At 61.9% G+C, this 22,261-nt stretch carries 19 protein-coding genes; 8 read left to right on the top strand and 11 right to left on the bottom strand.

Translation table 11 applies throughout. The features are described 5' to 3' along the window. Positions 1–14: 14 nt before the first annotated feature. Positions 15–761 carry a transcriptional regulator FnrL gene (fnrL, locus tag KBW81_RS11895; RefSeq protein ID WP_254247314.1) on the bottom strand — a complete coding sequence of 249 codons (747 nt, stop codon included), beginning with the start codon at positions 759–761 and terminating at the stop codon, positions 15–17. Between the two features lie 52 nt (positions 762–813). On the opposite strand from fnrL, the gene hemN reads away from it, so the two are divergent. From hemN to KBW81_RS11875, 4 genes are all read left to right on the top strand, one after another. Next, positions 814–2,169 (top strand): oxygen-independent coproporphyrinogen III oxidase, encoded by a 1,356-nt coding sequence (gene hemN / locus KBW81_RS11890; RefSeq protein ID WP_254247313.1) that lies wholly within the window; start codon positions 814–816, stop codon positions 2,167–2,169. 184 nt (positions 2,170–2,353) lie between these two features. Further along, positions 2,354–2,980, top strand: coding sequence for a protein-L-isoaspartate O-methyltransferase family protein (locus tag KBW81_RS11885; protein WP_411914389.1), 627 nt, complete (start codon positions 2,354–2,356; stop codon positions 2,978–2,980). Next, the gene (locus KBW81_RS11880) at positions 2,980–4,338 is read left to right on the top strand and encodes a TolC family outer membrane protein (RefSeq protein WP_090186717.1); all 1,359 of its coding nucleotides are present in this window, start codon (positions 2,980–2,982) and stop codon (positions 4,336–4,338) included. The genes KBW81_RS11885 and KBW81_RS11880 overlap by 1 nt, the downstream gene beginning before the upstream one ends. A gap of 77 nt (positions 4,339–4,415) precedes the next feature. Then, a complete protein-coding gene (locus tag KBW81_RS11875; RefSeq protein WP_254247311.1) occupies positions 4,416–5,279 on the top strand; it encodes a hypothetical protein in 864 nt (287 codons plus the stop codon). On the opposite strand, the gene KBW81_RS11870 is transcribed toward KBW81_RS11875, so the two are convergent. Together KBW81_RS11870 and KBW81_RS11865 are read right to left on the bottom strand one after the other, a co-directional pair. Continuing rightward, a complete protein-coding gene (locus tag KBW81_RS11870) occupies positions 5,276–6,733 on the bottom strand; it encodes a cobyric acid synthase (protein ID WP_254247310.1) in 1,458 nt (485 codons plus the stop codon). The two genes, KBW81_RS11875 and KBW81_RS11870, sit on opposite strands and share 4 nt — an antisense overlap. A 99-nt stretch (positions 6,734–6,832) precedes the next feature. After that, complete coding sequence (locus tag KBW81_RS11865) at positions 6,833–7,156, bottom strand: DUF6280 family protein (protein WP_090186711.1); 324 nt, start codon at positions 7,154–7,156, stop codon at positions 6,833–6,835. 231 nt (positions 7,157–7,387) lie between these two features. Between KBW81_RS11865 and efp the strand changes: the two genes are divergently transcribed. Next, the gene (gene efp / locus KBW81_RS11860; protein WP_090186708.1) at positions 7,388–7,951 is read left to right on the top strand and encodes an elongation factor P; all 564 of its coding nucleotides are present in this window, start codon (positions 7,388–7,390) and stop codon (positions 7,949–7,951) included. Positions 7,952–8,073: 122 nt separating this feature from the next. Here efp and ygfZ read toward each other — a convergent pair whose 3' ends face one another. The 3 genes from ygfZ to KBW81_RS11845 are packed head-to-tail and all read right to left on the bottom strand — an operon-like array spanning position 8,074 to position 11,244. Then, positions 8,074–8,826, bottom strand: a complete 753-nt coding sequence (gene ygfZ / locus KBW81_RS11855; protein WP_254247309.1) for a CAF17-like 4Fe-4S cluster assembly/insertion protein YgfZ — start codon at positions 8,824–8,826, stop codon at positions 8,074–8,076. Continuing rightward, positions 8,819–10,579, bottom strand: a complete 1,761-nt coding sequence (locus KBW81_RS11850; protein ID WP_254247308.1) for an ABC transporter ATP-binding protein — start codon at positions 10,577–10,579, stop codon at positions 8,819–8,821. Before KBW81_RS11850 ends, ygfZ begins: the two co-directional genes overlap by 8 nt. Beyond that, on the bottom strand, positions 10,576–11,244 hold the full coding sequence (locus KBW81_RS11845; protein ID WP_254247307.1) for a fused DSP-PTPase phosphatase/NAD kinase-like protein: 669 nt from the start codon (positions 11,242–11,244) through the stop codon (positions 10,576–10,578). The genes KBW81_RS11850 and KBW81_RS11845 overlap by 4 nt, the downstream gene beginning before the upstream one ends. Before the next feature lie 139 nt (positions 11,245–11,383). Here KBW81_RS11845 and KBW81_RS11840 point away from each other — a divergent pair, with 139 nt between their 5' ends. Continuing rightward, positions 11,384–12,559: a pyridoxal-phosphate-dependent aminotransferase family protein gene (locus KBW81_RS11840; protein ID WP_254247306.1), complete on the top strand. Its 1,176-nt coding sequence runs from the start codon at positions 11,384–11,386 to the stop codon at positions 12,557–12,559. Positions 12,560–12,562: 3 nt separating this feature from the next. Here KBW81_RS11840 and KBW81_RS11835 read toward each other — a convergent pair whose 3' ends face one another. From KBW81_RS11835 to KBW81_RS11825, 3 genes are all read right to left on the bottom strand, one after another. Continuing rightward, a complete protein-coding gene (locus KBW81_RS11835) occupies positions 12,563–12,904 on the bottom strand; it encodes a DUF305 domain-containing protein (RefSeq protein WP_090186698.1) in 342 nt (113 codons plus the stop codon). Positions 12,905–12,980: 76 nt separating this feature from the next. Beyond that, complete coding sequence (locus tag KBW81_RS11830) at positions 12,981–14,102, bottom strand: pyridoxal phosphate-dependent aminotransferase (RefSeq protein ID WP_254247305.1); 1,122 nt, start codon at positions 14,100–14,102, stop codon at positions 12,981–12,983. Between the two features lie 103 nt (positions 14,103–14,205). After that, positions 14,206–17,376, bottom strand: coding sequence for a valine--tRNA ligase (locus KBW81_RS11825; RefSeq protein ID WP_254247304.1), 3,171 nt, complete (start codon positions 17,374–17,376; stop codon positions 14,206–14,208). 132 nt (positions 17,377–17,508) lie between these two features. On the opposite strand from KBW81_RS11825, the gene KBW81_RS11820 reads away from it, so the two are divergent. Next, entirely contained in the window at positions 17,509–19,797 is a 2,289-nt protein-coding gene (locus tag KBW81_RS11820; protein WP_254247303.1) for a xanthine dehydrogenase family protein molybdopterin-binding subunit, read from the top strand. After that, positions 19,784–20,827 carry a DUF2235 domain-containing protein gene (locus KBW81_RS11815; protein ID WP_245754153.1) on the top strand — a complete coding sequence of 348 codons (1,044 nt, stop codon included), beginning with the start codon at positions 19,784–19,786 and terminating at the stop codon, positions 20,825–20,827. Before KBW81_RS11820 ends, KBW81_RS11815 begins: the two co-directional genes overlap by 14 nt. Here KBW81_RS11815 and KBW81_RS11810 read toward each other — a convergent pair. Both KBW81_RS11810 and metF read right to left on the bottom strand, forming a co-directional pair. Then, positions 20,824–21,306 (bottom strand): PaaI family thioesterase, encoded by a 483-nt coding sequence (locus KBW81_RS11810; RefSeq protein WP_254247302.1) that lies wholly within the window; start codon positions 21,304–21,306, stop codon positions 20,824–20,826. The two genes, KBW81_RS11815 and KBW81_RS11810, sit on opposite strands and share 4 nt — an antisense overlap. 38 nt (positions 21,307–21,344) lie before the next feature. Beyond that, positions 21,345–22,211 (bottom strand): methylenetetrahydrofolate reductase [NAD(P)H], encoded by an 867-nt coding sequence (gene metF / locus KBW81_RS11805; RefSeq protein WP_090187155.1) that lies wholly within the window; start codon positions 22,209–22,211, stop codon positions 21,345–21,347. Between the last annotated feature and the right edge of the window lie 50 nt (positions 22,212–22,261).

The following is a 22,261-nucleotide window of genomic DNA, read 5'->3' as shown; positions in this document are numbered from 1 at the left end:
GCGCCGCGTTGTGGTTAAGCGACGACGCCGCCGTCTGCATCATCGCCGGTCGCGTTTTGCAGAAGGTCAATATTGATCACGATCACGCTGCGCCGGTCAGGCACATCAATGATGCCTTCACGCTTCAGCGCGCTGAACTGACGGCTGACGGTTTCCAGCGTCAGACCAAGATAATTGGCAATCTGATCGCGGGTCATGGGCAGATGCAGCGCTGCGGCATGGGCCGTGCCCGCACCCTTCGGCGTAATCAGTTGAGAGCGGCGGGCCAGCATATCCAGGAACGTCGCAATCTTTTCGCGCGCGGTCTTGCGGCCCAGCAGCAACATCCAGTCGCGGGCGGCGTCAAGCTCGTCCAGGGCAAGCTCCATCAAGCGCTGGGCGACGTGGGGGGTGTCGATCACCAGCGCCTCGAACGGGGCGCGGGCAAAGCAGCACAGGGTCACGTCCGTTGTGGCGGTGACGTCAAATTCGATCTTGGCGCGGCCGGGGCGGCCGATGAAGTCAGACGGAAGCAGAAGCCCGACCATCTGGGTACGCCCGTCTTCCATCGTTTTGGACAGCGATGCGACGCCGCTGACGACGGACGCCACATAGTCCAGCGGTTCCCCGCGCCACAGGATTTCTGTTCCGGCGGGGAAGGTCCGATAGGATTTCATCTTTTCAAGACGCAACAACTCTTCCGTGTCACAGCGCGCACAGACGGCACGGTGACGGATGGGGCAGGCGCTGCATTTTACGTCGACAAAATCAGGTATCATCATGGTTTTGATCTGTATCAAGGATTGGGCTTGGGATCACGGATAATCGAAGGGTATGTCACAGATTGATTTATTGCGCCGTCACGGCCTGTTTGATGCCAAGGTGCCCCGCTACACCAGTTACCCGCCCGCGAACCACTTTGGGCAAGGCGTTGGCGCTGATGTCCAGTGCGACTGGATTGCTGCGATTCCGCAGGGCCGCGCGGTGTCTGTGTATATTCATATCCCGTTCTGCCGACGGTTGTGTTGGTTCTGTGCTTGCCGCACCCAAGGCACCAGCACAATGCGACCAGTTGACGTTTATGTCGATCAACTTTTGCTAGAGCTTGCCCAGCTGCGCCGTCTTGCCCCTGCGGGGCTTCGGATGGGGCGGCTTCACCTTGGGGGCGGCACGCCGACGATTCTGCCCGCCAAAACAATGGCTCGGCTGTTGCGGGCGGTCTTTACCGCGTTTGACCGCGCCGACGACTTCGAATTCTCGGTCGAGATTGACCCCACCGACGCCGCCCCCGACCTGCTGCAAACGCTGATCGATTTTGGCATGAGCCGCGCCAGCATCGGGGTGCAGGACTTTGCGCCCGCGGTGCAAAAGGCGATCGGTCGCCCGCAATCGCTTGAGCAGACGCAGACCGTCGCGCAATTCCTGCGCGATGCGGGTCTGCGCAGTCTGAACGTAGATTTGCTGTACGGGCTGCCCCACCAGACGCCAGACAGCTTTCGCCGGACGCTTGATCATGTCTCTGATCTTGGCCCGGATCGGTTGGCGATTTACGGCTACGCTCATGTGCCGTGGATGTCGAAGCGGCAGGTGATGATCAAGGATGACACGCTGCCGGACGCCATGGCGCGGTTTGAACTGGCCGAGATCGCCAATGACGCCATGACGGCGCAGGGCTTTCGCGCCATCGGCATCGACCATTTCGCCAAACCCAGCGACTCGCTCGCGCGCGCCGATGCAAACGGCACGCTGCGGCGCAATTTCCAAGGCTATACCGACGATCAAAGCGAGACGCTGCTTGGCCTTGGTGCCTCTGCCATTTCGGCCTTTCACGAGGGGTTCGTGCAAAACGCGGTGGCGACATCGGCGTGGCATGACCGGGTGGGGCAGGACGGGCTTGCTGGACAAAAAGGCTATGTGTTGACGCCGCAGGACCGGGTGGTGTCGCAGATCATCGCCGACCTGATGTGCCGCTTTACCTTTAATACTGCGGCCTTGTTGCAGCAGTTTCCGGGGCAGCACGGCCTAATCGCATCTGCCCGCGCCATGCTGTGCGAACGGTTCGGTGATGCGATCACGGTGCAAGGTGACACCCTGCACCTGACGCCGCAGGCAAAGCCATTGGTGCGGATCATGGCGCGGCACGTGGACACTTTTATCGGCGTGTCAGGTGGTTATTCCGCTGCGATCTGACCGCGAAGAGACATTAGGCGTTCCTTCATACCGCCTATGAAATAAGCAAAGCCACAGTCCCGCAATGGTGCGGAGCCGCACAGGCAATCGTTCGTTGCCCCGGACGGCGCGTTGTGGCATCAGACAATCAATCATAGCGAACGGATGAGTGCAGATCGTGGCAAACTTCGAGACCCGCCGCACGATGATGGTCGACACGCAGGTGCGACCCTCTGACGTGACAAAATTCCCCATCATTGATGCAATGCTCAGCGTTCCGCGTGAACGTTTTGTCCCTGCCTCGCTGCGCGAAGCGGCTTATGTCGGTGAAAACCTGACCCTGCCGGGCGGGCGCACCATGCTAGAGCCGCGCACGCTGGCCAAAATGCTGGACGCGCTGGACGTTAAGCCAACTGATGTGATGCTGGATGTGGGCTGCGGGCTTGGCTACGGCACTGCTGTTGCGGCGCGTTTGGCTGAATTTGTGGTCGCGCTGGAAGACGACGAAACCCGCGCCGCAGAGGCGCAGGCGAACCTGTCAGATGCAGGCGTTGATAATGCCGCCGTGATCACGGGCGATCTGACCGAAGGTGTCGCAAAATCAGGCCCCTATGATGTGATCGTCATTCATGGCGCTGTGGAATTTGTTCCCGATGCACTGCTGGCGCAGCTGCGTGACGGCGGCCGCATCGCCGCGCTGTTTGCGCAGGGCGCGCTGGGCACCGTACGGATCGGTTTGAAAACGGACGGCCGCGTTGATTGGCGCGATGCGTTTAACGCAGGCGCTCCGGTCATAGCTGGTTTCGCCAAAGCCCCGGTATTTGCGCTGTGATGTTGCGCCGGGTCCTGCGGCAGGGTGCTGCCATCGTTTGCTTGGCAATGGCGTCGACGGCCGTTTCTGCTGAAACCATCGCGAACGCGCTGGCTGACGCCTATAATAACTCTGGTTTGCTGGCGCAGAACCGCGCTGTGCTGCGCGCCGCCGACGAAGACGTGGCGCAGGCCGCGTCGCGGCTATTGCCCGTCGTCAGCTGGGCCGCCGCTGCAACCCGCAGCTTTCCGCGCGCCGTTGGGGCTGACGTCATCACGGGCAGCCTGTCCTTGTCGGCCAGCCTGACGCTGTATGACGCCGGGGCCAACCAGTTGGCGATTGCCGCGCAAAAACAGTTGGTGCTGGGCACCCGCGAATCGTTGCGCGATGTGGAACAGCAGGTCCTGTTCCGGGCTGTGCAGGCCTATATGTCCGTGCGCAGTACCGCTGAATTTATCAGTTTGCGCCAGAATAACCTGCGCGTTTTGCAGCAGGAACTGCGGGCCGCGCAGGACCGGTTCGATGTGGGCGAAGTGACGCGCACAGACGTAGCATTGGCACAGGCCAGCGTTGCCTCTGCCCAAAGCTTGCTTAGCGGCGCGCAGGGTGATGCACGTCAGGCTGCGGCTGAATTTGTCGCCGCCGTTGGCCGCAAGCCCGGCGATCTGGCTGCCGTGGCACCCGCACCGGTGTCCAAGTCGGAATCTGAAGCCGCCGCGCTGGCCGTGCGCAACCACCCCAGCGTGTTGCAGGCGCAGTATTCTGTCGCCGCGAACGAGCTTGCGATTGAACGCGCCAAGACCGCCTATAAGCCGACAGTGTCGCTTGGCGCTGATATCGGCGTTGATTTCAACGGCAATGCTGGGCGCAGCGTCGACCTGAGCGTTGGCGGCCCGATCTACAGCGGCGGCGCTTTGCCCTCGCAGGTGCGTCAGGCAATGGCGACCCGCGATCAGGCACGTGCCGCGCTGCATCTTGCCTCGCTCGGCGTGCAGCAGTCGGTGTCCAATGCCTACGCCAGCCTTCAGGTGGCGCGTGCCTCGCTCAGCTCGACCGACGAACAGGTCCGCGCTGCCCGCGTCGCCTTTGAGGGGATTCGCGAAGAAGCGACTCTGGGCGCGCGTACCACGCTGGATGTGCTGAACGCTGAACAAAATCTGCTCAGTGCGCGTGCAAACGTGATCACGGCGCAAGAAGGTGAAGTAAACGCATCTTACGCTGTGTTGTCGGCGATGGGCCTGCTGACGGCAGAGCATCTGAACCTGAATGTGCAGCAATATGACCCTGCGGCGTATTATAATCTGGTTAAGGATGCCCCGGCGGCCTTGTCAGAGCAGGGGCAGGCGCTGGACCGGGTTTTGCGGGCTATTGGCCAGTAAGGTCCTGCAAACATTTAGTTGTTTGGTGACACCGTTGCCGCTACTGTAGGTGCAGTGCGGCGAAACCGGGATGAATCATGTCTGATCCGATGACCAATGTCGAAATAGAGGATGTCTTGTCGTCCATTCGGCGACTGGTCGCGGAAGGGACCCCAGGTAAAGCTGTGGTTTCGTCTAAGCCGCCGCGCACCATGCCAAAATTAGTGCTGACACCTGCGCTGCGGGTCGACACCGCGCCAGAGCCTGCGCGTCATGCGGCGGCAGAAGCCGAGCCGATTAAGCTGCAAGACGCGCAGCGCGTGGACGCTTTCGCGCCGCAGTCTCCGACTTTAGTCAAAGCGGTTGATCCGGCCAGCGAACGCCTGAACCTGCTTGCGACCATCGCAGAGCTGGAAGCTGCTGTGCGGGACCAGCCGGACGAGTGGGAGCCTGACGGCACCGGCACGCCCATGGAATTTAGCTGGGCGCGCGCGGGCTTTCGCGGTGACGTTCCGGTCGAGGATGCGGAAGAGATTGTAGCAGCACCTGCAAACGTTTCGGCTTGGCCTAGAACACTGGTCGAGGCGGCAAAGCGTTATGGCGACACGGAAAATGCGCCCGATGATGATGCGGCAAAGGATGATCTGGTCAAGGATGTTGCGGTAGAGGATGTCGCATTTCGGCATCATACTGCGTCAGGCACTGCGCCTGCGCCTGCGGATGAGGCGGAGTTCAATGACGATCTGATCGGCGGCCCCGATCTGGGCGAAGACCCAGAGGCGATGCTGGATAGCTATCTATCCGACGACGCGATCATCGACGAAGTCATGCTGCGCGACATCGTGCGCGACATCGTGCGGCAAGAATTGCAGGGCAAGCTGGGCGAGCGGATTACCCGCAATGTTCGCAAGATGGTCCGGCGCGAAATTCACCGCGCCCTGACCACGCAAAGCTTTGACTAACCTTTAATCGTTTCAGCCATGCCCAGCAGGGCATCCAGATCCAGATGTGCCGCAATATGGTCGGCAAGCGCATCCAGCGTTGTCTGGACGCTTGCGCCATAGTCCCCGGCCGTCACGGGTTTGCCCAAGCGCGCCAAATAGGCCGCGCGAAAAGCATCCGCAGCGAACAGGCCGTGCAGATAGCAGCCCATGACCCGACCGTCGGCGCTTTGTGCGCCCTCTGGCCGGCCATCCAGGGTCAGCCATGGGCTTCGGGTGGCGGGGCCGGTGGTCTGCCCCAAGTGGATCTCATAGCCGCTCACAGCGTCGCCTGTGGGGCGATAGATCGCCTGACTAAGCTTTACGCGTTTGTGCCGTCCCATAACGGTGGTGATGTCCAAGTGACCCAGCCCCGGTACGCTGCCCGGCGGTCCTTCGATCCCGTCCGGGTCGGCGATGGTCTGCCCCAGCATCTGATAGCCGCCGCAAATCCCCAGCACATGCCCGCCGCGCCGGATGTGGGCGGCCAAGTCAATGTCCCAGCCCTGCGCCCGAAAATGCGCAAGGTCGGCAATCGTGGACTTTGACCCCGGCAACAGGATCAGATCCGCATCAAGGGGCAGGGGGCGACCTTCTGGCACGATCTCGACGCTGACGTCTGGGGTGGTGGACAGCGGGTCAAGGTCATCGAAATTGGCGATCCGGTTCAGCCGCGGGACGGCAATGCGGATCGGGCCGCCGGGGCGGCTGGCGACGTCCATCACATCCTCTGCCGGAAGGCGCCATGCGTCGGCAAACCACGGCAGGATGCCCAGCGGCGTCCAGCCGGTGCGACCTGCAATGGCCGTCATCCCGTCGGCAAAAAGGCTCGGATCGCCGCGAAATTTGTTGATCGCAAAGCCCTTGATCAGCGCATCATCGCTGGGGTCCAGCACGACATGGGTGCCAACCAGTTGCGCAATCACACCGCCGCGGTCGATGTCGCCGATCAGAACGACAGGTACGCCAGCGGCGGCGGCGAAGCCCATGTTGGCAATATCGCCCGCGCGCAGGTTAATCTCGGCGGGGCTGCCCGCGCCTTCAACTATGATCAGATCGCAGGTCTTGGCGAGCGCTTGAAAGCTGGCCAAGACCTCTGGCAGCAATTGCGCCTTCATCTGACCATAGGCGCGGGCCTGAACGGTGGCGATGCGCTGGCCGCGCAAAATGACCTGCGCGCCAATGTCGGTTTCCGGCTTCAGTAGGACGGGGTTCATATCAACAACCGGATCGCGCCCACACGCCAGTGCCTGCAAGGCCTGCGCCCGGCCAATTTCGCCGCCATCAACGGTGACGGCGGCATTATTCGACATGTTCTGTGGCTTAAATGGCGCAACCCGTAGGCCCGCACGGGTGGCAGCGCGAGCGATCCCTGCGACCAACATCGACTTGCCGACGTTCGATCCGGCCCCTTGAATCATGATCGCCTTGGTCACGTGGCGCGTCCCTTTGTTGTTGCTTTGACACGTCTGGCACGGGGCACAAAAAAACGCGACCCCGGGGGGCCGCGTTCAAGTGTCGGATTAGAGGCAAGATTAGGCGGCGCGTGCGTCCTGTTCGGCAGCGTTGCGGCGTTCGCTTTCTTCGCGAGACAGCGCAACAGAGGTGCGAACACCCTTGCCGACGAATTCCATGAGACCAGTCACAACCCGTTCGTTCGGGTCGATGCCGGCGCAGGACAGCACTTCACGGCCATCACGCGAGCGCGCCCAGCGGGCGATCTGCTCTGGGCCGTTGCCATACTTCTTGTCATCCGCGATGGCGTCATCCAGCGCTGCAAGGACCACTGCCGCAAAGAGCTTGCGGGCGCGGTTGCCCTGTTCGTTGTTGAACGCTGTGCCGTCGACGAAATCTCTCATAGTAGGTCCTTCTCGATTCTTTTTAGCTCTTGTGGTTCCGGCGTGAAGGCCCTTATGCCCGATCGCATCCGATTCGGGGGACCTCTTTTGGAATGGCTGCCATGCGCTTAATGCATGGCTCGCTGTATTGTCATCGCTTATATAGTCGCCTTGCCAGCACCCCACGCGCCAGATATAGACCGCGTCACACCAGCTTCAACCTTTCGCCACATTTTTGACACGAAGTGAATCATGCCCAAAATCAACGGTAACGAAATCCGCCCCGGTAATACTCTGGAACACGACGGCGGCCTTTGGGTTGCAGTCAAGGTCGATCATGTAAAACCCGGCAAGGGTGGCGCATTTGCACAGGTCGAAATGAAGAACCTGCGCGATGGTCGTAAATTGAACGAACGCTTTCGGTCCGCCGACAAGGTTGAAAAGGTTCAGCTAGAGCAGAAAGACCAGCAGTTCCTGTTCGAAACTGACGACATGCTGACCTTTATGGACACCGAAACCTACGAGCAGATCGCATTGCCCGCAGACATTCTGGGTGATCGCCGTCCGTTCCTGCAGGACGGTATGATCGTTCACATCGAATACTACGGCGACGAAGCCCTGAACGTCACGCTGCCCCTGCGCGTTAAGTGCAAGGTCGTCGAGACTGAGCCTGTCGTCAAAGGTCAGACGGCTGCGAACAGCTTTAAGCCCGGTATTCTGGACAACGGCGTGCGTGTCATGATCCCGCCCTTCGTTGGTACGGATGAAGACATCATCGTGAACACCGAACTGTTCGAATACGTCGAACGCGCCTGACCGCTAGCCGCGCCTGACCACTAGCCCGGCCTGCTATAGCGGCGGGCTGGGGTTGAACAATTCGTCATGCGATCCTCCCTCTTGATCTGAGGTGAGGATCGCTGCGAAATCCTAAGAAATTGTTACGCGCTTTCGGGAATGTCGCCCGGATGCGGTGTCAGCTGCGCACCCGTCGTGCGAAGATCGCTGGCACGGTCGAACCGCAGATAGGCCATCGCCTGATCGCCAGCGACCGTATACACCGTTCCCGCCACGCGTTCGCCCGACGCGATTTCATCCCCCGGCTGCGCGGTGCCGTCGACTGTGACGCGCACCAGACCTTTGCGTAGGGTGGTTTTATGCTTCATCCGGGCGACAATTTCCTGACCGACGAAACAGCCCTTACGGAAATCGACGCCGTGCAGCCGCTCGAACCCGGCCTCTAGGATATAGCTCTCTGGGTGGAGTTCCACGCCGGTTTGGGGAACCAGATGGGCGACGTGCAGGGCGTCCCAGTCGGTTTGATCGCTGACATCTTGGTCGCCGTAAAAGCGCCAGCCCAATGCTGCATTGCGCGGATCGCGCAGCGCCCCGTCCGGTTCAGGCCCGGTACCGCGCGAGGCTATGATATCTGTCTGCGCAATCTGCACTTTGGCGCGCAGGCGGTACATCGTCAGCCGTTGCAACAACGCCGCAGCGTGGCTGGCGGCGACGTCGATCAGAATGCGATCCGGTTCATTGATGATAAAGAAGTCCGACAGATACTTGCCCTGCGGGGTCAGCAATGCGGCATAGACAAGGTTGCCGTCTGACCCGGTGACATTGTTCGTCACGAGGCCTTGTAAGAAATCGACCCGGTCGGCCCCGGTCAGGGCCAGAACGACACGGTCAGTCATGGGAGTCACCTTCTTTGGACTTGAACTGCATCGCATATAGATCGGCATAGATACCGCCGCGTTCAAGCAGGGCGTCGTGGGTGCCTTGATCGACGACGCGGCCATGATCCATCACGACAATGCTGTCGGCGTTGCGCACGGTGGATAGGCGGTGGGCGATGACAAGCGTTGTGCGCCCCACAGAGAGCTTCTCGAGCGCCTCTTGCACCAGCGCCTCGGACTTGGTGTCCAGCGCGCTTGTCGCCTCGTCCAGCAGCAGGATTGGCGTGTCACGCAGCAGGGCGCGGGCGATAGCGACGCGCTGGCGCTGGCCGCCCGACAGGTTCGATCCGCGCGGGCCAGCGGGGCTATCTAGGCCGTTTGGCAGTTGCGGTAGAAAATCGGTTACATGGGCCGCGTCCAGCACAGCGTTCAGGCGGGCGTCGGTGATGTCGGTGCGGCCCAGCAGGATATTATCGCGCAGGGTTTCGTCAAACAGCGCAGCATCCTGCGTGACAACCGAAAACAGCCCGCGCAGGGCTGCCAGATCCATCTGGTCCACGGCCACATCATCAATCATCACCTGCCCATCAGCCGTGTCCACCAGCCGGGTCAGCACGTTGAACACTGTGCTTTTCCCTGCGCCAGAGGCACCGACCAGCGCCGTCGTGCGCCCCGCGACAGCGGTAAAGCTGGCGCCGCGCAGCACGGGTAGATCGCCATAGTTCAACGCCACGTCCCGCAGCGTGATCTGCGGCGCATGGGCCGGGGCAGGGGCACCGTTTGGCGGCGACAGCAGCGACGGGCGTTCGTCAAAGATGCTGCGCAGCCGGTCGATGCTGGCCGTTGCGACCTGCCATTGGCCGCTGGTCTGGCCCAGCCTACGCAGCGGGTCAAAGACCAGCGCCATGGCGGTGAAGAAGGACATGAACTCGCCCACGGTCTTGTTGCCGGCGATAATCTCGCCGCCGCCAAAGATCATGACCGCCAGAAAGCCGACACCCGTCATGACGTCGATCATGGCGGGCACTGCGGCTTGGCCAGCGACGGCCTTGACCTCTGCCCCGACGCGGGCGTCGGCAAGCGTGTCGTAGCGGTCGGATTGATACCGCTCTAGCGCGTTAAGCTTGATGGGATTGATGCCGTGAAACACCTCGTCCAGACGGGTCGCCATACGGCCAGCCAGATCGCGCGCGGTGACAGAGCGGCGGCGCACATAGGCCTGCGCCAGCAGGGCGGGCATAATCAGGAACGGCGTGCCGACCAGTGCGATCAGCGTCCAGCGCCAGTCGACGGACAGGGCGACGCTAAACAGCACCAGCACCGTGACCGCATCGCGCCCAAGGCCGACAAGGATCGCGGACCAGCTGGAACTGACGACGGTGACATCGCCTTGCAGCCGCTCGATCAGCTGGCCGGGCGGGTTGATTTGGTGAAAGGCGCTGTCGAGCTGCATCAGGTGCGACAGCAGATCGCTGCGCATCCCAGCGGCGGCGCGTTGGCTGGCGCTTTGCAGCAAAATCCGCTGCCCGGCAGAAGTGACAGCTCGGGTCAGAAAGATGCCCATGATGACAAGGCCCACGACCCACAACGCACCGCTGTCACCGCCGATAAAGACGCGGTCGAACATCGGCTGGATCAGATAGGACAAAAGCCCCAGCATGCCGCCTTCGATCGCCATCATGATGACGGCTAGCGCGATCACCCAGCGGTGTGGATGCAGATAGCTGCGCCAAAGCCAGCGGAACGCCTCTGTGCTTGCGGAATTGCTCATACCGACAACGTGCGGCGGCTGGCGAACAGGGCGCGCACGGCGTCCGGATCGTATTCATCGCGCACCCAGTCGCGGATCGAGATGGGGCCTTGTTCTAGCCGCGCGGCATAAACGTCCAAAAAGGCGTCCTGAATGCCCGTCTTGGTCCATTTCAGATGCAGATATTTCATCGACAAATGCTGCCGTGCCTCTGCCAATGGCGTGCCTTGATCCAGCAAATACAGCACCGACACCAATCCGGCGCGGTCAGCACCGGATTTGCAGTGCATCAGGAACGGGCGCTGGATCGTGTCGAAGGCGTCGAAAAGTTCTAGCAGTTTGTCGCGGATCGGCGCGCCGCGGGCGGCAAATTTGACACTGATCAGGTCAAGGCCAAGGGCGGCGCAGGCCTCTTTTTCCAACAGATAAGCAGGGGCATCGTTTTCGCCGCGCAGGTTCAGCACGGCCTTGATACCCCTGTCGCGGTAGGCGCGCAGGCGGCTCTCATGCGGGTGGTTAGAACGAAAAACGCCCGGTGCGACTTCGTCAAAGTTGGTCCAGCGATAGCGCAGAAAGCCGTGATCAATCATTTGGTAATGCCACCACGCGCGCCTGCGGCTGGCGGCATCGGTTAGTCCGTGGGCGCGGCCCGGCCCTGAAAATGTCGTAAGGAACTTGCGCAGCATGCGGGGGCCTTTGCGGTCAGGGCGGCTGTGACGATACACCTAACCCCTTGGACGCGGCGCGGCAAGCGAGCGAGCGGTGTTGACGCTGCGCCGCGGCAGAGTACTGTTCGCGGCGAAACCTGACAATGAAAGCCTGCCGATGTCCCTGTCCCAAGGTCGCACCTATCTTGCCATTCCCGGCCCCTCTGTCATGCCAGACGCCGTGCTGCGGGCGATGCACCGCGCATCCCCTAATATCTACGAGGGAGAGCTGCACGACGTCGTGGCAAGCCTGCTGCCTGACCTAAAAGCCTTGGCGCAAACGACGGGAGACGTGGCGATTTATACCGGCAACGGCCATGCCGCATGGGAGGCGTCGCTGGCCAACGTTTGCGCCCCCGGCGACACCGTGCTGGTGCTGGCGACAGGCCGGTTCGGCCACGGCTGGGCAGAGATGGCGCGCGGCCTTGGGCTGAGCGTCGATGTACTGGACTTTGGCGAACAGGACGCGGTGGACATGGACCGGGTGACCGCCGCCCTAAAGGCTGACAGCGCCGGCCTGATCAAGGCAGTGCTGGTGTGCCAGACCGACACCTCGACCGGGGTGCGCAATGATGTGGCGGGCGTGCGGGCGGCGATGGACGCGGCCGGGCATGATGCGCTGCTGATGGCGGACTGCATGGCATCGCTGGGCTGCGATACCTTTGCGATGGACGATTGGGGCGTCGATGTCATGGTCGCAGGCTGCCAGAAGGGTCTGATGACCCCGGCGGGCCTTGGGTTCGTGTTTTTCAACGCCAAGGCGGCGGGGCGGCAAGTGGGCCGCGTGTCGGTCTGGTGGAACTGGCAGCCGCGCGCGCATCCGAATATGTTCTATGAATACTTTAACGGCACCGCGCCAACGCATCACCTATACGGTCTGCGGGCCGCGCTGGATCTGATCAAAGAAGAGGGGCTGGACAATGTCATGGCCCGCCACGCCGTGCTGGCCCGGGCGATCTGGGCGGCCTGCGATGTTTGGGGGCAGGGCGGTGCGCTGCGGTTGAACGTCAAGGACCCGGCGAACCGGTCCCATTCAGTCACGTCCATCGGGATGGAACCGGGGCAGGGCGACAAGCTGCGGCAGTGGTGCGAGCATCAGGCGGGCCTGACGCTGGGTATTGGATTGGGGCGCGAGCCTGCGGATGCGTGGTTCCGCATTGGCCATATGGGCCATGTGAACGCGCAGATGATCCTTGGCTGTCTTGCCACGATCGAGGCGGGTTTGATCGCCTGCGATATCCCCCATCAGGCGGGCGGTATTCGGGCGGCGGCAGAGGTGATCGCCGCCGCCTAAACCTTATTGCGGATGAGCGGCGAGCCAGTCGTTCATCTGCGCAATCTCGGCAGCTTGGGCGGCAAGGATATCTTCGGCTAGCGCCTTGATCTGCGGATCAGATGTCGTTTGCAGCACGGTGTTCGCCATATCGATGGCGGACTGGTGATGGGGCACCATGCCGGCCATGAAATCATGGTCGGGATTGCCAGTCATCGGCATGTCGCCCGTCATGTTCCCGTGGTCCACTGGCATGTCGCCATAGTCCATTCCGGATATGTCGCCATGATCCCAGACCATCATACCGCCGACGCCAACGGCGGCACCTATGACCAGTCCGGCGATTGCTCCGAGTGTCGTTGACATTGTATGAACTCCTGTTTGCGTTGCATTTAGGAGTTATGCCGTTAAATCGCGGCCGCAAGCGGTGATTTGCGCGCCATCACTCTTGTGATCGGGCAGAGGCGAGCGCCTGCGGCAAAGCAGCGGCAAAGGCGGCGATTTCCGCCTCTGGTCCGCAGCTGACGCGAATGCAGCGGTCATGCGGCGCAACGAAGGGCATGCGCACAAAAATGCCTGCATCGCCTAGCGCTACCAACACGCGGCGGGCAAAGGTGCCGTCTTGGCCGCAATCGATGGTGACGAAGTTTGTGGCGGAGGGTAGCGGCGTCAGCCCGTTGCCGCGCGCAATCGTGGCCAGGCTGTCACGGCAGGCGGCGACCTTGCCCTGCACCTGCGCCAGCCAATCCTGATCCGCCAGCGCAGCAAGCGCGGCGGCTTGGCTGCTGCGGTTCATGCCAAAATGATTGCGCACCCGGTCAAAGGCGGCGATCAGCGGCGCTGGCCCGATGGCATAACCGGTGCGGGCCCCTGCAAGGCCGTAAGCCTTGGAAAAGGTGCGCATGCGGATGACGCGGTCGTCATGCGGCGCGACATAGGGCGCGGTGCCATCCGGCGCGAGGTCGATATAAGCCTCGTCCAGCACGAGCAAGCAGCCATCCGGCACAGCGCTGATCATGCGTTGCAGCGTGGCGGCATCGTGGTGACTGCCCATCGGATTGTCGGGGTTCGCGATGTAAATCAGCTTTGCGCCGACCTCTTTCGCTTTGGCGATCAGGCGGTCGGGGTCTTCGTGATTGCCCGCATATGGGACGCTGTGTAGCACGCCGCCAAAGCCGGTGACGTGGTAGTTGAATGTCGGGTATGCCCCGGCGCTGGTTACGACCGCATCGCCAGAGGTGATGATCAGGCGCACCAGATTGCCCAGCAGCGTGTCGATGCCTTCGCCCACCATGATGTGGGCCGCGTCGATATCGTGATGCGCAGCAAGGGCTTGGCGCAGGTCATACGCCTCTGGATCTGGGTATTGCCAGATATCAGCGGCGGAGGATTGCAGCGCTGCGATGGCGCGCGGCGAGGGACCAAAGCCGGATTCGTTCGCGCCGAGGCGGGCAGCGAAGGGTTTGCCGCGCGTGCGTTCTTGTGTTTCCGGGCCGACGAAGGGGACTGTGGCGGGCAAGGATTGCGCCAGAGGGGTTAGGCGGGGGTCTGTTGGATGAGCCACGGGAGCCTCCGGCGGGAGTATTTCAGGAAAAAGCGAGGATGGGTGGCCGGAGGCACGCGTTGATGCCTCCGGCGGGAGTATTTTTGGCAAGATGATGCCGGGGTCAGTCGATTTCTGACAGGCGGGCGAGGGCGGTTTTGAGCTGCTCTGCTTCCGCTTCGCGGTCTGCGAGGTTTTGCTTCGTCTCGGCGACAACCTCTGGCGGGGCGGAGTCCGCGAATTTCGGATTGTTCGCGCGGCCTGCGAGACCTTTGATTTCCTTTTCGAGTTTCATCAGGCCTTTAGCGAGGCGGTCTTTTTCAGCGTCCACGTCGATCAGACCTGCCAGCGGCAGGGCGAAGGTCGCGCCTTTGACGGCGACGGTCAGGGAGCCTTTGGGCACCTCGGCGGCGACGTCGATGCTTTCGATCCGGGCCAGGCGCTGGATCATGGGCAGGTTGCTGGCCTGCGCCTTTTGCGCATCGCTGTCGGCCTCGATCCGCAGTACGCCAATTTTCAGGCCAGCGGGCACGTTCATTTGCGCGCGGGCAGAGCGGACGCCGTCGATCAAAGAGATCGTCCAATCCATTTCGGCCTGCGCTTGCGCGTCGACCAGATCGGCGGTCAGGGTGTCGGGCCACGGCGTCAGCGCCAGCATTTGGGCGCGGGTGCCGGTGAGGGACCAAAGCTCTTCTGTGATGAAGGGCATGAAGGGGTGCAGCATGGCAAAGCACTGGTCCAGCACCCAAGCCATGGTTTGCTGGGTTTCCAGTTTCTCGGCCTCTGCGCCGTCAAGCAGCAGGGGTTTGGAGAATTCGACGTACCAGTCGCAGACCTTGCCCCAGACGAAGGCATAAAGCGCGTTCGCGGCATCATTGAAGCGGTACGCGGTCAGGGCGGCGTCGACTTCGACGCGGACTTTAGCGGTCTCGCCAATGATCCAGCGGTTCACGGTTTGTGTGGCCTGCGGGACGCCGTCTGCACGCGGTGCGGTGAAGACGGCGTTCATTTCCGCAAAGCGGGTGGCATTCCAGAGCTTCGTGCCGAAGTTGCGGTAGCCCTTGATGCGGTCTTCGTTGATTTTCAGCACGCCGCCGATCGCAGCCATCGCGGCATTGTTGAAGCGCAGAGCGTCAGCACCATAAAGGTCGATCATTGCCAGCGGGTCGATGACGTTGCCGCGCGTCTTTGACATCTTCTCGCCCTTGGCGTCGCGGACAAGCTGATGCAAGTAGACGGTGTGGAACGGGATTTCATCCGTCACGGCCAGCGACATCATCATCATCCGGGCCACCCAGAAGAACAGGATGTCTTGTCCGGTGATCAGGACATCGCCGGGGAAATATTTCGCCAGTTCTGGCGTTTCATCGGGCCAGCCGAGGGTGCCGAAGGGCCACAGGCCGGAAGAGAACCAAGTGTCGAGCACATCGGGGTCGCGCCACACGGGGTATTCCAGCTGGGTTGGGTCCTGAGACACGTTGTATTTCGCAAGGCTTTCGCTGAAGCGTTGGATCGCCTCGGCGCGTGTGCTGACCTCGACCACTTTGGCGTGGCTTAGGGGGCTGGGGATGTCGGCGTTGTCGAAGACGAAGGCCGATTTGATGCTGTCCAGATCGACGCCGCAGTGCATCACGTCGTCGCGGTGCAGCATGCCGCCGTCGATCAGCAGGGTCATCAAATCGACCTCGTCCAGATCGCCGGAAGGGTTATGTTCGTCTGCGACGCCGAGGTCGAGGCCATACCACACCGGAATCTGGTGACCCCACCACAGCTGGCGAGAGATGCACCAAGGCTCGATGTTTTCCAGCCAGTGGTAATAGACCTTCTCGCCGCTCTCGGGGATGATTTTGGTGCGGCCGTCGCGGACGGCGTCCAGTGCGGGGCCGACGATTTGTGTCGTGTCCACGAACCATTGGTCGGTCAAGGCAGGCTCGATCACGACGCCGGAGCGGTCGCCGAAAGGCTGCATGATCTTCTTGGCCTCGACCAGCGGCACCAGTTCCTCGGCCTCGGTGCGGGCTTCGCCGCCTTCCTCTGGCGCGACGGGGGCTTTGATCGCCGCCTTGCCAAGGCGCGGGTCGGTGGCGACGGTCATCACGGCAAGGCCTTCGGCGGTGATGTCGGCGATGACCTTCTCGCGCGCCTCGAAGCGGTCAAGGCCACGGTAAGCCTCTGGCACAAGGTTCATGCCTGCGATCTTGGCTTCGTCAAAGGACTCGGTGCCATTCGCGATGGCCTGCGCGGTTGCGGCTTCTTCGTCGTAGGGGCGACCGTCGGCGCGCATGCGGCCTTTGGTGTCCATCAGGGCAAACATTGGGATGCCGCCGCGCTTGGCGACTTGGTAGTCGTTGAAATCGTGCGCGCCGGTGATTTTCACCGCGCCGGACCCGAAGGTCATGTCGGGGTATTCATCGGTGATGATCGGGATCAGACGGCGGGATTCCTTCGGCCCGACGGGGATTTCGCACAGCTTGCCGACGATTGCGGCATAGCGCGTGTCGTCCGGATGGACCGCAACGGCGCCATCGCCCAGCATGGTTTCGGGGCGCGTGGTGGCGATGGAAATATAATCGCGCTCTTCTTCGAACAGCACTGCGCCATCCTCGTCCTTTTCGACGTAGGTATAGGTCGCACCGCCCGCGAGGGGGTATTTGAAGTGCCACATGTGGCCGTCGACCTCGATATTCTCGACCTCGAGGTCGGAAATCGCGGTTTCAAAATGCGGGTCCCAGTTCACGAGGCGCTTGCCGCGATAAATCAGGCCCTTGTTATACATGTCGACAAAGACCTTGAGCACGGCGTCGTGGAAGTTGCCGTCTTTCTCGGACTCTGGCGCGGATTCGGCCCCGGACATGGTAAAGGCAGAGCGGTCCCAGTCCATGCTGTCGCCCAGACGCTTGGCCTGCTCTTCAATCGTGCCGCCGGACTGCGCCTTCCATTCCCAGATTTTCGCGATAAAGGCTTGGCGCCCCAGATCGGCGCGGCCGGGTTGCTGGGCCGCAGCAAGCTGTTTTTCCACGACAAGTTGCGTGGCGATGCCTGCGTGGTCCAGACCGGGCTGCCACAGCGTGTCATAGCCCTGCATCCGTTTCCACCGCGTCAGGATGTCCATCAGCGTATGGTTAAAGGCGTGGCCGACGTGCAGCGCTCCCGTCACATTGGGCGGCGGCAGCATGATGGTGAATGTTTCATCGCGGCGTTTGCCAGCGCCAGCCTTGAATGCGCGGGCCTCTTCCCAGGCGGCATAAATCGCGGCTTCGCGTGCGGCGGGGTCAAAGGTTTTATCCAGGGCCATGGGGCGTGTCCTTACATCTGTTTGACTAGGGTTTACCCAATGGGGGGCAAGGGGAAAAGGGGCAATGCCCGGCTCTGGACACTGGCGCGGTCTGGGTTAGGGTTCGCCGGGAAATATAAAGGTGCGCCTGCGATGGAAAAGTTCGGGAAAAGTCAGCCTATCACCCGGGTCGAGGATCAGCGGTTCCTGACCGGGCAGGGGCGCTATGTCGATGATATTGCGCCAGCGGGCGCGCTGTTTGCTGTGTTTGTGCGCGCTCAGGTCGGGCATGGCGTGCTGACGGGGATCGACGCGGATGATGCGCGGGCGGCCCCCGGTGTGCATGCGGTACTGACGGCGGACGATTTGCTGGCGGCGGGCATGGTGCTGGATCTGGCCGGCGCACAGATCAAGACGCGGGATGGCGGCAAAGGCGCGCATACACGGCGGCCCATTCTGGCGCAGGGTCATGTGCGCCACGTAGGCGAGCCGATTGCATGCGTGATCGCGGACACTTTGGCGCAGGCCCGCGACGCGGCAGAGCTGGTGATGGTGGATATCGACGATCTGCCCGCCAAGATGGACGTCGCGGTGGGCGGGCAGATGCTGCACGACACTGCGCCCGATAACCTTGCGTTCGATTACGGCCTTGGCGACGAGGCGGAGACCGATGCGGCCATCGCTGCGGCGACCCATGTTGTGCAGGTTCAAGTCACCGACAACCGCATCATCTGCAACGCGATGGAGGGGCGCGGCTGTTACGCCGAGGTCACCGATGGCCGCCTGCATGTCGCTGTGAACGGGCAGGGTGTCTGGGTGCCTAAGGGCGATTTGGTCAAGCATTTCGACCTTTCGCCAGAAGACGTGCGCGTGACCACGCCCGACGTGGGCGGCGGCTTTGGCATGAAGGCGATGCGCTATCCCGAACCCTTTGTCGTGGCCCATGCCGCCCGCGCGCTGGGTCGCCCCGTGCGCTGGATGTCGGAACGCACCGAAGGCATGCTGACGGATAACGCTGGCCGCGATCTAGTTACGCAGGCAACGCTCGCCTTTGACGCGGACCACCGGCTGACGGGGTATAAGCTGGATACCCTTGCGAATATGGGCGCTTATAACAGTCAGTTTGGGCAGGGCATTCAGACCGATCTGTTCAGCAAGGTCCTGACCGGGACCTATGCGGTCAAGCACGCCTATATGCGCACCCGCGGCATCTATACGAACACGACGCCCGTTGACGCCTATCGCGGCGCGGGGCGGCCAGAGGCGATCTTTGTCCTGGAACGGTCCATGGACGAGGCTGCGCGCCAATTGGGCATCAGCGGCTGGGATCTGCGCAAGCGTAACTTTATCGCGCCGGACCAGTTTCCCTATACAACGGCCAGCGGCGTGACCTATGACGTGGGCGAATTTTCTGCGCTGCTGGATACCGCGCAGGGCAGCGCCGACACACCGGGCTTTGCCACGCGCAAGGCCGCGTCGGCGGCGGCGGGCAAGCTGCGCGGTCAGGGCATCTGTTACTATATCGAAAGCATTCTGGGCGATCCTTCGGAAACCACCACGGTGGAGTTTACGGAAGGTGGCGGCGCTTTGATCTACGTTGGCACGCAGTCGAACGGGCAGGGGCACGAAACCGTCTATGCGCAGTTTCTGTCGGACCAAACGGGCATTCCGGCGGACCGCATTGCCGTCATTCAAGGCGACAGTGACCGCATCGCAACGGGCGGTGGCACCGGCGGGTCACGCTCTGTCACGGTGCAGAATACCGCGACGCTGGCGACGGTGGACGCAATGATCACGTCGTTCAGCGCCTATCTGAGCGAGAAGGAAGACGGCGCAGTCAGCTTTGACGACGAACGCTTTCGCATCGCGGGATCGAACCTGACGCCGACCATGCTGGACGTTGCCGAAATGGCCCGCGCCGATGGCCGCACCGACCTGCTGCGCCACAGCCAGCGGATCACACTGGATAACCGCAGCTTTCCGAACGGTGCCCATGTGGTCGAGGTCGAAATTGACCCCGAGACGGGGGAGACAGCCGTTGATCGCTACACCGTTGTCGATGATTTCGGTAATCTTATCAGCCCGGTATTAGTCGAAGGTCAGGTGCATGGCGGCGTCGCGCAGGGCCTTGGGCAGGCGCTGATGGAACGCGTTGTCTTTGACGAGGACGGTCAATTGCTGACCGCCAGCTTCATGGACTACGGTATGCCCCGCGCCGCTGATGTGCCGATGATTGATTTCTCGACCCGCGGCACGCCGTCGCTGTATAACCCGATGGGTATGAAAGGCTGCGGCGAGGCGGGAACCGTCGGCGCGCTGGCGGCCGTCGCCAATGCCGTGCTGGACGCACTGTGGGACAGCGGCGTGCGGCAGGTCGAGATGCCTTTTACGCCGCACCGCGTCTGGGGCTGGTTGCAGGAGGCCCGTTCTGAACCCGCGTAACTGGTTTCTTGGCCTTTTTGGCCTTCAACCGCGCCAGAAAAGCGGCGCGCATCGCAGGCGCGGGCCTGCGACGCATGTCATCATTTTGGATGGCACGATGTCATCGTTGTCCCAAGGCAACGCGACGAACGCAGGCCGCACGTTCAAACTGCTGCGCGAGGTCGGGCAGCGCGCAAACCTGACCGTCTATTACGAGGCCGGGATTCAATGGACGGACTGGTATCAGACGTGGGACGTGATGACTGGCCGCGGGATGAACAGGCAGATCAGGCGGGCCTACGGCGTGCTCGCCTCGCGCTATCGGCCCGGTGATACCATCATTTTGATGGGCTATTCGCGCGGCGCCTTTGCGGTGCGCTCTTTGGCTGGGCTCATCGGCCGCATTGGCTTGCTGAAACACGACGAGGCGACAGTCAGTGCCGTGCGCACCGCCTATCGCCATTATCAAGCCGGCGGCGGGTCAGAGGCCGCATCCGCCTTTCGTCGCCTGTTATGCCACGATGACGTCCAGATCGAGGCTGTCGGTGTATGGGATACGGTCAAGGCGCTGGGCCGTCGCACGCCGCTGGACCGTGCCGATCACCACGGTTTCCATGATCACCGTTTGGGACGTCATGTGCGCTACGGCTTTCACGCGCTTGCCTTGGACGAACGGCGGAATGTTTATCGCCCTGTGATGTGGGATACCAGTTTGGATGGCGATGCCGTGGTAGAGCAGGTCTGGTTTCGCGGCACGCATGGCGATGTGGGCGGGCAGGTTGGTGCCTATCCGCCAGCGCGCCCGCTGGCGAATATTCCGTTGGTGTGGATGCTAGAGAAAATCAACGCCTGCGGTGTGCCGCTTCCGGATGGATGGAAAGATCGGTTTCCCTGCGATTCCAGCGCGCCGTCTATCGGGCAATGGCACGGCTGGGCCAAGGTTTTCTTGCTGCGCCAACCGCGCGCTATCCTGTTCGATCCGTCCGAACGCCTGCACGATAGCATCGCCCCGGTTGTGTTCGACCAGCCGGATGCTGCCTATCAGCCCTAGGGTTTTTCGATCTGCATGATCAGGCAAGTCGTTGACCCTGTTGCATAAAGCTTGCCGTCCAGCCCTTCGATCCGGCCTGTCGATACCCCGGTGGACCGGCCTGCGTGGTCGACAATGCCTGTCGCAATGACGGGTGTGCCCGGCGGGATCGCGCGAACAATGTTAATTTTGTATTCCAGTGTGGTGTAGACCGACCCCTTGGGTACCGTCGTCATCACGGCGCAGGCCATGCAGCTATCCAAAACCGTGCCGTACCAGCCGCCGTGCACGCCGCCGACCGGGTTCAGGTGGGCAAATTCCGGCGTTCCGCGAAATTCAGCGCGGCCCGGCGCAACCGCGTGCAGCAGAAAATTCATGCCCTGCGCGATGGGCGGCCCTGACAATTCGCCAGCCAGAACGGCCTGCATGAACTGCAGGCCCGACATGGACAAAAGGGTTTGGCGATCCGGCAGATCGGCAGGGGATTGGGCAATCGGCATGGCAGGCTCCGGCGTTATTTTCGCCGCAAGCTGCCGGGTCAGGCGACGTTTTGCAAGCGCGGCTGGGGTGCAATGCCAAGGGCACGGCAGACATCATGCGTCAGCTGCGGCTTGTTCAGCGTATAAAAGTGCAGGTGATCGACGCCGCCTTGCAGCAGATCGTCGCACAGCTCTGTCGCCAGTGCGGTGGCCAGCAAATCAGCATTGCCGTCGCGCAGCGCGTTTTCAAAGGCTTGCGCAATGACCGGCGGGATCGACGTGCCTGTCGCTAGGGCGAACTTTGATGCGCCCTTCCAGTTTTCGACGGGCAGGATGCCGGGGATGATCGGGGCGTTGATCCCGGCCTTCACGCATTTGTCGCGGAAGCGGAAAAAGGTGTCCGCCTCGAAGAAAAACTGCGTGATTGCGGCGGCGGCACCCGCGTCAATCTTGCGCTTCAGCCACTCTACGTCCGCGTCTTGGCTCGCCGCTTCGGGGTGCTTTTCGGGATAGGCCCCGACGCGCAGCGTGAACTTGCCAGTCGCCGACAAGGCTTCAATCAGCTCGACCGAGGATGCAAAGCCGTCCGCGTGGGCGGTGAACTTTTCGCTGCCCTTGGGCGCATCGCCGCGCAGTGCCACGATGTCCGTGATGCCAGCTGCCGCATATTCTTCTGCAATTGCAAGGGTTTCAGCGCGGGTTGCGTCAACGCAGGTCAGGTGCGCGGCGACCTTCAGGCCAGTGGTTTTATCAATCGTCGTGACCGCTTCATGCGTCAATTTGCGTGTTGTGCCGCCAGCGCCATAGGTGACTGACACAAATTCAGGCGCAAGCGGGGCCAGCACGTTTACACAATCCCACAGCCGGAATGACCCTTCGAGGTTTTTTGGCGGGAAGAATTCAAAGGAAATCTTGGGGTGTGTCATGGCGGCATCCTGTTCTGCGGTCTTGTCATATGTGTCATCTCGCGGCATAT

It is taken from the genome of Loktanella salsilacus, assembly GCF_024206795.1.
Lineage (GTDB): Bacteria > Pseudomonadota > Alphaproteobacteria > Rhodobacterales > Rhodobacteraceae > Loktanella > Loktanella salsilacus.
Note: the sequence above shows the minus strand (reverse complement) of the source record. Positions and strands in the feature narration are given on the sequence as shown.